We start from the raw sequence: 11,647 nt of genomic DNA, 5'->3' as shown, positions 1-11,647 counted from the left end.
CCTTTAAGTCGGTTATAGCAGGCTGGCATCAGAATAAAGAGCATTGGAATACAATTATTTTAGATGGCTCTATTCCTGAAAAAGATATAAAAACTATGATAGCCGAGAGTTATAACTTAATTACAGATTCACCGACTAAGCGGATTTATGAAGCTGTAAAGAAGATTCCCAAAGGTAAGGTTGCTACTTATGGACAGGTTGCTGAAATAGCAGGGGACAGAAAGATGGCAAGAGCTGTAGGCAATGCTCTACATAAAAATCCGGATCCTGAGAACATTCCATGTTTTAGGGTAGTAAATTCTAAGGGAGAATGTTCGGGTTCTTTCGCATTTGGAGGAAATGAAGAGCAGGCTAAGAGGTTGAGGAAAGATGGAGTTGAGGTTATAGGGAATAAGGTTAATTTGTCAAAATATGGTATTAAAATTTAATTCTTACTAATAAGAGTTTGTAAAGGTTAAAGGAGTTTACATGAAGTTTTTTCATATCTCAGATTTGCATATTGGGTTAAAACTTGAAAATAAGGATTTAAGTGAAGACCAACGCTACATATTAAATGAAATAGTAAAAGCGGCAGAACAAAAAAGACCGGATGCCTTAGTTATAGCGGGGGATGTTTATGATAAGTCATTGCCGTCAAATGATGCGATAGAGATTTTTGATGAATTTATATTAAAATTGTCAAAAACCGTACCGGAGATGAATATTATGATTATTAGTGGTAATCATGACAGTGCAGTAAGAATTAACCAATTTAGGAAACTGCTTTCAAAAAATAATATATTTCTGATAGGACAGCCGCCAAGGATGGCTGATGAGTTTATTGAAAAAATTGAGTTTAATGATGAGTTTGGAAAGATAAATTTTTATCTTTTGCCATTTGTCAAGCCATCTTATGTAAGAAATACATTAGGGATTGCTGAGAATGAAAACAGCCTTTCCTATGATGAGACCTTGCACAGACTAATTGAGAGGGAAGATATAGATAAAAATGACAGGAATATCTTGGTAAGTCATCAATATTATGTTCCTGTTAATAAGAATCCTGATGAAGTAGACAGGATGGAGTCTGAAATTATATCAATTGGAAATGTAGATATGGTTCGGGCGGACATACTTGAACACTTTGATTATTCTGCTCTTGGGCATATACATAAACCATGGAAGGTACTTGGAGAATGTCATAGATACTCAGGTACTCCTCTAGCCTGCTCGGTAAGTGAAGCAGGACAGAAAAAAGGTATAGTTATGGTAGAAATGTTTGAAAAGGGGAGGGTAAATACTGAGGTTATTCCATTAAAACCGTTGAGAGAGATAAGAGTAATAAAAGGTAGTATTACAGAAGTTTTGAAAGAGGGTTCTAAAGATTATGTAAAAATTATAGTTACCGGTGAGAATGTGTCAGATATTGACCTTACAGATAGGATTAGGGCTAAATTTCCTAATTATTTGGAGATTTGTAGGGAGAGATTTAGCAACGATGACAAAAGAGTGACTGAAAGCTCGGATGAATTGAGTGAAATAGAAAATTGCAGATTATTTTTAAAAGATTTGAGTGACGATGAGGAAGCACTGTTGGTTAGTTTTATAAATGAGTTGAAAGAGAGGTTGGTAAATGAGGCCTAAAAAATTGGTTATGCAGGCTTTTGGTTCTTATGGTAAAAGAACTGAAATTGATTTTACAAAACCTAAGCAGAATTTATTTTTGGTTACAGGGGATACCGGTGCAGGGAAAACAACAATTTTTGATGCCATTGTATTTGCACTTTATGGGGAAGCAGGTTCGGAAAGTAATAAAAAGTCGGGACAGGAACTTCAAAGTCAGTTTTCAGACTATGTTAATGAACCTTTCGTAGAGTTTACATTTACAGAAACGGAAGGGGCAATTGAAAAGGAGTTTAGGATTCGCAGAGTTCCGAGGCATATCAGACCCCTTAAAAGAGGAGTCGGATATAAGTCAGAGAATGAAAAGGTTTCTCTTTTTTTAGAGGACAATGGTGAATGGTCTCAGAATATAAAGGAAACTAATGCAAAAATAGAGGAATTAGTTAAGCTTTCTAAAACTCAGTTTATGCAGGTATCGATGATAGCTCAGGGTGAGTTTATGAAGGTACTTAAGGGAGATGATAAACAGGAGATATTTAGAAAGCTGTTTGGGACTGAGATATATCAGCAACTGATAGAGGTATTAAAATTTAAAAGCAGTCAAAAGAATGCAGAATTTAAAGATTTTACTTTGCGATGTTTGCAATATATTAGAGGTATAAGGGTTGTAGAAGGTACAGAGAAAGACTATGGTTTTTCGGAGATAAAGAATGATACAGGTATTACAGAGATTGAAAAAAAGGTAGTTATCTTAGAAAACTTTTGTAAAGAATTAAAAGAAAATATAGAAATAAAAGAGATAGAAAATAATGAAATTTTAATTAAACGAGATACAAAGAAAGGGGAGTTAGCCGAGGGAAAACTCCTCTTACAATCGTTTGTAGAACTTGAAAAGTCTAAGGAAAAGTTAAAGTATCTTGAATCACAAAAAGATGAAATAAACAGTTTAACAAAATTAGTTAAAGATATTGAGCTGGCTTATGAATTGGAGGCACTTTATAAGAACTTTTGTGAGGCAGGAGAAAGATTAAAAAAGAGTGAACAGGAATTAGAGGAAATTAAAACTAAAATTCCGGAATATGTTCTGGTTTATGAAGAGTTTTGCAAAAAAGAGAGTGAAACAAAGAAAGAGTTTTCATTAAAATCAGAAAAATTGAATAAGGTTTCTGAAAAGGTGGCTAGAGCATTGGACAGTTTTTCTAAGATAGAAGCAAAAAAGTTAGAACAGACTGCTAAATCAGAAGCTAGGATGAGGGCTATAAAAGATAGTGATAATGCAAAAAGAGAGCTTGAAAGGTTTGAAGAATCTGAAAAAGAATGGAGGGAGACAGTGAAGGGACTGTCGACTCTTGAGAAAAATCAGGTTGAAGTGAAAAATCAGATTCAGGATATTCATAATGTAGGAAATGAGCTTATTGATTTAGTGAAAGCAAGTGAAAAGTTAATTAGTGAAAAAGAGGAATTAAATAAGTTCACTATAATATTTCAGGATGAACTTGATAAGTTTAACATGATAGAAAAACTTGTTGTGGATAAACGAAAAACTCTGTATGAGCAGAGAGCCGGAGTCCTTGCAAAAAATTTGGAAGAAGGTAAACCTTGCCCTGTATGTGGCTCGACATCGCACCCTTCACCATGCAGGGTTGTGGATGGTTTACAGGAAGTGACAGAAGAGGAAATAGAAGAACTTACAGAAAAATCTAACAGGCTTAAGGCAAGTGTTGATGAGAAATTATATAAGCTTGAAAGAACCGGGGCTATGTTAGAAGAGCGAGCTAACAACTTGGAAGCAACCAAGGATAGAGTAATCAATTTCATAAAAGAAAGTTTTTTTGAAATTGCAGATAGTGAAAATCTGGAAAGTATTGATGGAAAGATAGCAACATTTTTAAGTACAAAAAAGCTTGAGCTAGAGAAGTTAAATATAAAAATAAAAGAAGTGAGAGTCATAGATGAAAAACTTTCATTGGCTGAAGAAAATAAGATTAAACTAAGAAAGTTAGTTGAAGATGCTAAAGAAAAAGAATTGGAATTGGATAGGGAACTTTCAGGAATAAACTCGGCAGTGAAAGAACTGAAAGATGGGCTTGAATATCGTACAGAAGAAGAGGCAAAAAAAGCTATAAGTGATGAAAAACAGAAGAAAATAGAAGCAGAAGGGAGATATGAGGAAGCTGTTAATGGTTGTAGAAAAGTAAAAAGCATTAAAGAACAGGCGGAAACCTTAATATCTAAGTTAGAAGAAGATATACCTTTTTTAAGAGCTGAAGAAGAGAAGAAGAAAAATGAATATATGGCTTTATTATTAGAAGACGGGCTGTCTGAAGAAGCTTGGAAAAAACTGGTGCAAAAACATAAAAAGTTTGAAAAAGATGAAAAACAGAGTATACTTAATAAGTATATATCTGATAAAAATACAGAAGAAAAGACTGTGAAAAGGCTGGAGGGAGCTACGAGAGGAAGGTATAAACCCGATATAGCCTTATTACAGGAAGAGGTAAGAAAGTGTGAAGAATTATATGCAAGTCTTAACTTGGAGCTGGAAAAACTAAAAACTGTTTGCAGCATAGATGAAGACATATTAATAAAGTTGAATACAGAACTGGCAGGTAGAGAAAAAACAGCAAAAGAGTATGAGCTTATTACCGGACTTGCAAAAAAAATGTCAGGAAATATTACCGGTTTAAGAATGGATATAGAAACCTTTGTGCAAAGGAAGTATTTGGAGAAAATCCTTGTTTCAGCTAATAAGAGATTTAACGATATGTCTGCAGGCCAGTTTGAGCTTAGGACATATGAACTGGACAAGGCAGGAGAAGGTAAGAACAGGGGCTTAGACCTTATGGTGTATTCCAATGTAACAGGCAAAAGCAGGGATGTAGGCACACTTTCCGGAGGTGAATCTTTTATGGCAGCTCTTTCTTTAGCCTTGGGCATGGCAGATCAGATTCAAGAAAAAAGCGGTGCTGTAAATCTTGAAATGATGTTTGTAGACGAGGGATTTGGTACACTTGATGATAATTCCAGAAATAAGGCAATAAGAATATTAAAAACTATGGCAAATGGGTCAAAACTGATAGGAATTATTTCACATGTGAATGAGTTAAAACAAGAAATAGATGAACAGCTCATTGTAACTAAAGATGAGAATGGAAGCAAGGCAAGGTGGCAATTAAACTAAGGAGGCAGTATGGGGAAATACTTAATGGCACTTGATCAGGGAACTACAAGTTCAAGGAGCATTTTGTTTGATAAACTTGGCAATATTGTGTCTATGGCTCAGAAGGAGTTTACGCAGATTTACCCTGAACCGGGTTTTGTAGAGCATAATCCAAGAGAAATATGGTCCTCACAATTTGCTACTGCGGTAGAGGCAATGGCTAATGTAGGGGCAATCGATGAGGATATAGAGGCAATAGGGATAACTAATCAGAGGGAGACCACTGTAGTTTGGGATAAAGAAACAGGAGAACCCGTATACAATGCGATAGTATGGCAGTGCAGGCGTACGGCTCCTCTTATAGATAAGGTTGTTAAAGCCGGGTATGGATATTATTTAAGGGAGACTACCGGCTTAGTGCCTGATGCGTATTTTTCAGCAAGTAAGATAGCCTGGATACTTGAAAATGTGGAAGGTGCTCGAGAAAAGGCAGAGGAAGGAAGACTGTTGTTTGGGACAGTAGATACTTGGCTTATTTGGAATCTTACAGGTAAAAAGGTGCATGTAACCGACTACAGCAATGCTTCAAGAACTATGCTTTATAATATACATAAGCTTGAGTGGGATAAGAAGATTCTTAAAGTATTTAATATCCCTGAAAGTATGCTTCCGGATGTAAAACCAAGTTCTTATATTTATGGAAGTACTAATCCTGTTCTTTTTGGAGGAAGCATACCTATAGCAGGTGCGGCAGGAGACCAGCAGGCTGCACTTTTTGGACAGTGTTGTTTTGACAAGGGAGAAGTAAAGAATACCTTCGGTACAGGAAGTTTCATACTTATGAATACGGGAAGTGAAGCGATAAAGTCTAAAGCAGGGCTGCTTACTACGATTGCGGCAAGCACAAGTGATAAGGTGGAATATGCTCTTGAAGGTAGTGTGTTTGTGGCAGGAGCATCTATCCAGTGGCTTAGAGACGGACTTAGAATAATAAGGTCTTCTGAACAGTCTGAAAAATATGCAACAGCTGTAGAAGATGCAGGAGAAGTCTATGTTGTTCCGGCATTTACAGGACTTGGTGCTCCATACTGGAATCAGAATGTAAGAGGTTCTGTTTTCGGAATTACGAGAGGCACACAGAAAGAACATATTATAAGGGCGACTCTTGAAGCGGTTGCGTATCAGTCATCAGATGTGTTTAGGGCAATGGAGATGGATGCAGGGGTTGAGATAAAGGAACTTAAGGTGGATGGAGGAGCTTCAGCAAATAATTTTCTTATGCAATTTCAGGCGGATATAATGAATACGGGGGTAAGCCGTCCCAACTGTATAGAAACTACAGCTTTGGGAGTAGCTTATCTTGCAGGACTTGCAACAGGATATTATAAAGATAAAGAGGAGATAAAAAAGAACTGGCAACTAGGCAGACTTTTTACCCCCGGAATGGAAGAGAGTGAGAGAAAGAAAAAACTTATGGGTTGGAAGAGGGCCGTAAAATCTGCACTTGACTGGGCAAACGAAGAGGTGTAAAATAAATATTTACGAAATAAATCATTTTATAAATTAAGGAAATTAATATATGAAGAGATTAGGAGTGCTTACAGTAATATCGGGTTTTTCGGGAGTCGGTAAGGGAACTATTGTAAAAAAACTGGTAGCCGAACAGGATTACGCCTTGTCAATTTCAGCTACTTCTAGGCTTCCGAGAGAAGGTGAAGTGCATGGAAGGGAATATTTCTTTTTGACAAGGGATGAGTTTCATAGTATGATAGAGAGTAACGGTCTTATAGAATGGGCAGAATATGTAAATAATTTTTATGGTACTCCTAAATCCTATGTGGAAGAAAGACTTGCTAACGGGCAGGATGTCATTCTTGAAATAGAGCCTCAGGGAGCATTGAAAGTGAAGGAACAGTATCCGGAAGCAGTACTTATTTTTGTTGTTCCTCCTACTGCCGGGGAGCTTGAAAACAGGCTTGTAGGGAGAGGTACTGAAGAAGCGGGAGTGATAGCTAAGAGGCTTAAAAGGGCTGCTGAGGAAACGGAATATATTGCTAACTATGAATATATAGTAGTAAATGATGATTTGAATGATGCTGTAAATGATATTCACTATATTATTCAGGCGGCATCACATAAAAGAGAGAGGACAGAAGAGTTTTTGAATGTCTTGAAAGATGACTTAAAAAAGAGTTTTAATGAGTAATTTTATTTATAGAAAGGAAGAATAATAATTATGATGCTACATCCATCTTATTCAGACCTTATGAAAGTTGCTAATAAAGATGTGGAAGAGGGAGAAAACAAATTAGTAAATAGCCGTTATTCCATAGTGCTTGCTACAGCAAGAAGGGCAAGACAGATTATATCCGGCTCAGAGCCATATGTGGCGGCTGACGAGAAGAGCAAACCGCTTTCGATAGCTGTTGAAGAACTCCACAGGGCAAGAGTAAAGATTGTCGGAGGAGAAGAGGCGGAAGCAGAAAAATAACATTTAACACAGATTAACTGTGTACAAGTAAGGGCTGTTGCAGAAAAGGATTATTCCGATGCGACTGCCCTTTGCCTTTATATAGAGTTAGGGAGGAGTACGGAGTGTTTGCAGAGGTCATAATTGGAATCTCAATAGACAAATTAGATAGGACTTTTAGCTACAGAGTGCCGGAAACTTTAGGTGGGTTTGAAGGACTTATAGGAACTGAAGTCATAGTCCCTTTTGGAAGAGGGAATAGAGAAACCAAAGCTTTTATAGTGGATTTAAAAGAGGAAGTCAGTGTAGATGAAAGTCTTATAAAGGATATTTTAAGAAAGTCTGAAGATGGTATTAAGATGGAAACAGGCTTAATTGAACTTGCTTATTGGCTAAAAAGTAACTATGGTGGGACTGTCAATGAGGCTTTGCGTTCTGTGTTGCAAGTACCGAAGAAGATAGAGAGGGTTAAGGAAAGAACGGTATCCCTTTTAATTGATAGAGAAATTGCGGCAACAAAGTTAGAAGAATTTAAAAAGAAGAAATATGTGGCAAAGGCGAGGATTCTTGAAAAGGCAATGGAAGGAGACTTTAATTATGAGGTCTTGATAAGGGATAAAATAGCCTCATCCGCCACATTTAATTCGCTGGTAAAAGATGGAATTATTGTAATAAAAGAGGAGTTGTTATATCGGAAACCTATTAAAATCGGTGAAAAAATTGTAGAAAAGGCAGAACTTACCGATGAGCAGAACAAGGCTGCATCTAAAATAATAAATGACTATAATGCCGGTATTATGGGGAGATATCTGCTGTTTGGAATAACGGGAAGCGGTAAGACGGAAGTATATATGGAAATAATGGAAGAAACTATTAAATCAGGCAGGCAGGTAATCTTTCTTATTCCGGAAATTGCACTCAGTTTTCAAATGGTTGAGAGGCTTTCTGCAAGATTTGGTGAAAGAATATCAATTATGAATTCCAGAATGTCACAGGGAGAGAGATATGACCAGTATCTTAGGGCTAAAAACGGTGATATTGATATAATAGTAGGGCCGAGGTCAGCACTTTTTACGCCGTTTAGTAAGTTGGGACTCATAATAGTGGATGAGGAGCATGAGGCGAGTTATAAAAGTTCTAAAACACCGAGGTACCATGCAAGGGAAGTGGCAATGTACAGGGCGGAAAAAGAAAATGCTGCAGTAATACTGGGTTCTGCCACACCGAGTCTTGAAGCCGTAAAAATGGCAACAGATAAGAAGATTGAGGTACTTATGCTGACTGCAAGACCTGCAGGTGCCATGCCACCCAATATAGAGGTGGTAGATCTTAGGAAAGAACTTAAAGATGGGAATAAATCTATTATAAGTAACAGACTGGCTGAGCTGATAAATGACAGACTTAATAAAAAAGAGCAGATTATCCTTTTTATTAACAGAAGAGGCTATGCGGGGTTTATTTCCTGTAGGAGCTGTGGAGAGGTTGTGAAATGTCCGCATTGTGATGTTACTTTAACTTTTCATAAACCGGACAGGCTTATTTGCCACTATTGCGGTTATGAAAAAACAATGATGGAGAAATGTCCTAAGTGCAGCTCACCTTATATAGGTAAGTTTGGGCTTGGAACTGAGAAGGTGGAGGAAGTTGTAAAAAAAACTTTTCCGACAGCGAGAGTACTTAGGATGGATGGAGATACTACCTCGGGAAAGCATGGGCATGAGGATATTCTTGTAAAATTTAAGAGGGAAGAAGCAGACATACTCATAGGCACTCAGATGATAGTTAAGGGACATGATTTTGAAAAAGTAACTTTAGTTGGTATTTTGGCGGCTGATTTATCGCTTTTTATGGGAGATTTCAGGGCTACAGAAACTACATATGAGCTTTTGGTTCAGGCGGCAGGAAGGGCAGGACGAGGACGATATAGAGGAGATGTAATCATTCAAACCTATAAGCCTGAACACTATGTAATTAAATCAGTAGAAACAGGCAGTTACAAGGATTTTTATACGAAAGAGATAAGATACAGGAAGTTAGCGCAATACCCTCCTTATAAACATTTGCTTGGAATAATTCTGTTATCCGTAAATGAATCAGAAGTGAATAAGGGAAGCGAACTGGTGTATCAGTTTCTGGCTAAAAATAATGAGAATAATTTTTATTTAAGCCATCCGGTTTGGGCCGTTATAGCCAAACTGAGGGATACATACAGAAAGATTATCTATCTAAAGTCGGAAGATAGGGAATCACTTGTGAGGGCAAAAGATTTGGTGGAAAGTTATATAAAGGATAGTGTGGAATTTAAGAAAATAGGATTTCAGTTTGATTTTGAACCACAGGGTAATTCATAAACTTTACAGCGGCTATGGCAGATGGTATAATACTAAGGATATTGTTAAGTATGGCTGATGTATATTTATTTGATATTTTAAAAGAATTTTAATAAAAAATTTAAGTTTAGTTGAAAGTAAAATAATAAATTCAAGATATAATGGAGGAATGATGGCACTTAGAAACATAAGAACTGTTGGGGATGACATCCTTAACAAAAGAGCTAGGGAAGTAAACGAAAATTCAGAAAAGATACAGACTTTAATTGATGATATGCTTGAGACTATGTATGACGCAGATGGTGTAGGACTTGCGGCACCTCAGATTGGGGTACTTAAAAGAATTTTTGTAATTGATTGTTCAGAAGAGAGAGAAGCACCGTTTGTATTTATTAATCCTGAAATTCTTGAAACAAAGGGTGAGCAGACAGGTAGTGAAGGCTGCTTAAGTGTGCCGGGAAAAGCGGGGATAGTTACACGCCCTGACTATGTTAAAATGAAGGCATTGAACAGAAACTTTGAAGAGTATATAATTGAGGGTGAGGGACTTTTTGCAAGAGCCATGATACATGAGAATGAGCATTTGGATGGACATATATATACAGAAAAGGTTATAGGAAATACATATAATGCAGGAGATGCTGAAGCGGAAAGAGCAGCGGCATTAGCAGCAGGGCTTGTAGTAGAAGAGGAGAACTAATGAAAATAATTTTTATGGGTACACCTGATTTTGCAGAGGCTTCTCTGGCTGCACTGATTGGGTCGGAGCATGAAATACTTGCCGTTGTAACTCAGCCTGATAAGCCAAAGGGAAGGAAGGGTGAACTTACACCATCTCCGGTTAAGATTTTGGCACTGGAAAATAACTTAACGGTTCATCAGCCGGTGAAGGTTAGAGAGCCTGAATTTGTAGAAATGCTTAAGGCATATAATCCTGATGTAATAGTTGTAGTTGCATTTGGACAGATTATACCTGAAAGCATACTTAATATACCTAAATATGGTTGTGTGAACATACATGGCTCTTTACTTCCTAAGTATAGGGGGGCAGCTCCTATTCAGTGGGCTGTGCTTGATGGTGAAAAAGAAACAGGAATTACATCCATGCTTATGGATAAGGGACTTGACACGGGAGATATGCTTCTAAAAAAAGTAATCCCCATAGCAGAAGATGAAACCTCGGGCAGTCTTTTTGAAAAGATGATGGCTTTGGGTGCGGATACCCTTTTAGAGACACTTAAAGGGTTGGAAAAAGGTGAGATAGAGCCTGAGAAACAGGGAGAGAGTCCTACAAACTATGCAAAGATGCTCACTAAGAGCATGGGACTCATAGATTTTACAAAGTCTGCTTATGAGCTTGACTGTTTTGTAAGGGGAATGAATCCTTGGCCAAGTGCATATACTGTATTTGAAGGAAAGACTTTAAAAATATGGAAAGCAAAAGTTCTAGAGGAGGCAGGAAAGGCAGGAAGTATAGCGAGAGTAAATAAGGACAGCTTTGTGGTATATTGTGGTAGAGATGCCCTTGAAGTGCTTGAAGTGCAGCTTGAAGGGAAGAAAAGAATGTCTGCCGGTGACTTCCTTAAAGGAACGCATCTTGAAACCGGGCAGGAATTTGGAGGCGAATTTGGCAGTAAATGAAAGAGAAATTGTACTTGATATGCTTCTCATGTTAGAAGAGGGAAAGCCCGGGCATCTTGTACTTAAGGATGCACTGGATGGATATTTGTATCTTGAAAAGTCTTCAAGAGGTTTTATTACGAGGCTGTATGAAGGAACAATAGAAAAAAGAATTTACCTTGACTATATCATTGACAGCTTTTCTAAAACTCCGGTTAAGAAGATGAAGCCCATTATTAAGATATTGATTGAGAACGCAGTGTATCAGCTATTTTTTATGGATAGAGTTCCGGACAGTGCAGCAATAAATGAGGCGGTGAAATTAGCTAAAAAAAGAGGTTTTACAGGGCTTTCGGGCTTTGTAAATGGAGTGCTTAGAAATATAGCCAGAAATAAAGACAGCATAAGCTTACCGAATAAAGATGAGGATTTAGTTAAATATTTTGAGATAAAATATTCTATGCC

Annotated in this window: 10 protein-coding genes; all 10 read left to right on the top strand. The window is 37.3% G+C overall.

Features of this window, described 5'->3' with window-relative positions; translation table 11 throughout:
* Positions 1 to 428, top strand: a 428-nt coding sequence (locus tag ACTTKP_RS09230; protein WP_442553611.1) for a methylated-DNA--[protein]-cysteine S-methyltransferase, incomplete at its 5' end; no start/stop codon positions are given.
* Positions 429 to 468: 40 nt separating this feature from the next.
* The gene (locus tag ACTTKP_RS09225) at positions 469 to 1,623 is read left to right on the top strand and encodes an exonuclease SbcCD subunit D (protein ID WP_442553610.1); all 1,155 of its coding nucleotides are present in this window, start codon (positions 469 to 471) and stop codon (positions 1,621 to 1,623) included.
* A complete protein-coding gene (locus ACTTKP_RS09220) occupies positions 1,613 to 4,783 on the top strand; it encodes an AAA family ATPase (protein ID WP_442553609.1) in 3,171 nt (1,056 codons plus the stop codon). The genes ACTTKP_RS09225 and ACTTKP_RS09220 overlap by 11 nt, the downstream gene beginning before the upstream one ends.
* Before the next feature lie 9 nt (positions 4,784 to 4,792).
* The gene (glpK, locus tag ACTTKP_RS09215) at positions 4,793 to 6,292 is read left to right on the top strand and encodes a glycerol kinase GlpK (protein WP_442553608.1); all 1,500 of its coding nucleotides are present in this window, start codon (positions 4,793 to 4,795) and stop codon (positions 6,290 to 6,292) included.
* 49 nt (positions 6,293 to 6,341) lie between these two features.
* Positions 6,342 to 6,968: a guanylate kinase gene (gmk, locus tag ACTTKP_RS09210; RefSeq protein WP_442553607.1), complete on the top strand. Its 627-nt coding sequence runs from the start codon at positions 6,342 to 6,344 to the stop codon at positions 6,966 to 6,968.
* A gap of 33 nt (positions 6,969 to 7,001) precedes the next feature.
* Positions 7,002 to 7,253 (top strand): DNA-directed RNA polymerase subunit omega, encoded by a 252-nt coding sequence (rpoZ, locus tag ACTTKP_RS09205; protein ID WP_442553612.1) that lies wholly within the window; start codon positions 7,002 to 7,004, stop codon positions 7,251 to 7,253.
* A 104-nt stretch (positions 7,254 to 7,357) separates the two neighbouring features.
* Positions 7,358 to 9,583 carry a replication restart helicase PriA gene (priA, locus tag ACTTKP_RS09200; protein WP_442553606.1) on the top strand — a complete coding sequence of 742 codons (2,226 nt, stop codon included), beginning with the start codon at positions 7,358 to 7,360 and terminating at the stop codon, positions 9,581 to 9,583.
* Positions 9,584 to 9,734: 151 nt separating this feature from the next.
* Positions 9,735 to 10,262, top strand: coding sequence for a peptide deformylase (gene def / locus ACTTKP_RS09195; protein WP_442553605.1), 528 nt, complete (start codon positions 9,735 to 9,737; stop codon positions 10,260 to 10,262).
* Positions 10,262 to 11,203: a methionyl-tRNA formyltransferase gene (fmt, locus tag ACTTKP_RS09190; protein ID WP_442553604.1), complete on the top strand. Its 942-nt coding sequence runs from the start codon at positions 10,262 to 10,264 to the stop codon at positions 11,201 to 11,203. Before def ends, fmt begins: the two co-directional genes overlap by 1 nt.
* Positions 11,190 to 11,647: transcription antitermination factor NusB (locus ACTTKP_RS09185; protein ID WP_442553603.1), on the top strand; the 458-nt coding region annotated here is incomplete at its 3' end. The genes fmt and ACTTKP_RS09185, both read left to right, overlap by 14 nt.

It is taken from the genome of Catonella sp., assembly GCF_052169795.1.
Lineage (GTDB): Bacteria > Bacillota > Clostridia > Lachnospirales > Lachnospiraceae > Catonella.
The sequence above is the reverse complement of the archived record's forward strand: the minus strand, read 5'-3'. Positions and strand labels throughout refer to the sequence as shown.